Below are 937 nucleotides of genomic sequence, written 5' to 3'. Positions count from 1 at the left end.
TGACTCCATTCGCTTGGTTCAGTTTGATAAATACTGCCGTGTTGAGGGCAATCGCATCAAACTCCCGAATGGCATTGGTCTAGTGAAATTTAGAAAGTCTCAAGACATCATCGGTGTCATCAAGAATGTCACCATTAGCAAGAAGTCAGGTCACTGGTACGTATCGTTTGGCACTGAGCGCGAACTGGCCGAAAAGCCGGTTCACCCCTCGAAAACCGCCATTGGCTTAGATTTAGGCATCACAAAACTACTCACCACCTCAAACGGTGAAACCCTCAAGCCCAAGAACAGCTTTAAAGCCAATCAGGTTAAACTGGCCAAATTACAGCGTCAATTGAGTAAGAAAGTAACATTCAGTGAAAACTGGAAAAAGCAAAACCGCAAGATACAAAAGCTCCACCATCATATCGCCAATATTCGCCATGACTACTTGCATAAAATCACCACCAGCATCAGCAAAAACCACGCCATGATTGCTTGTGAGGATTTAAAAGTCGCCAATATGTCGAGATCTGCAAGTGGGTCGATGGAGAACAAAGGCCGTCAGGTCAAAGCCAAGTCAGGATTAAACAGAGCTATCTTAGATCAAGGCTGGGGTATGATGGTCAATATGCTTGAGTACAAGCAGCAGTGGCAAGGCGGCTTACTTATCAAAGTAAACCCACGCTACACCAGTCAAACCTGTTCTAACTGTCAGCATATCGCCAAGGAAAATAGACAAACTCAGGCAAAGTTTGAGTGCGTCAAATGTGGTCATAAAGCCAACGCTGATATTAATGCAGCTAAAAATATTTTATCGGCAGGACATGCCGTTTTGTCTGCGGAGGGAGGATGCAATAAAGGTCGCCCGATGAAACAGAAAACAAGTGACATTCGTGAGAAAGTCGCCTAAGAGCTTATGCTTTTAGAATCCCCCACTTGAGCTTGGCGAATGTGG

The 937-nt window shown here is 44.8% G+C and carries 1 protein-coding gene; it reads left to right on the top strand.

All coding sequences use genetic code 11. From position 1 onward, the window contains the following. Window positions 1-892 (top strand): RNA-guided endonuclease InsQ/TnpB family protein (locus JFC06_RS12220; RefSeq protein ID WP_198335252.1); only part of this gene is annotated, 892 nt, incomplete at its 5' end. Window positions 893-937: the final 45 nt, after the last annotated feature.

Source organism: Psychrobacter namhaensis (genome assembly GCF_016107545.1).
Taxonomy (GTDB): domain Bacteria; phylum Pseudomonadota; class Gammaproteobacteria; order Pseudomonadales; family Moraxellaceae; genus Psychrobacter; species Psychrobacter namhaensis.
This window is presented reverse-complemented; position numbering and strand designations above follow the sequence as displayed.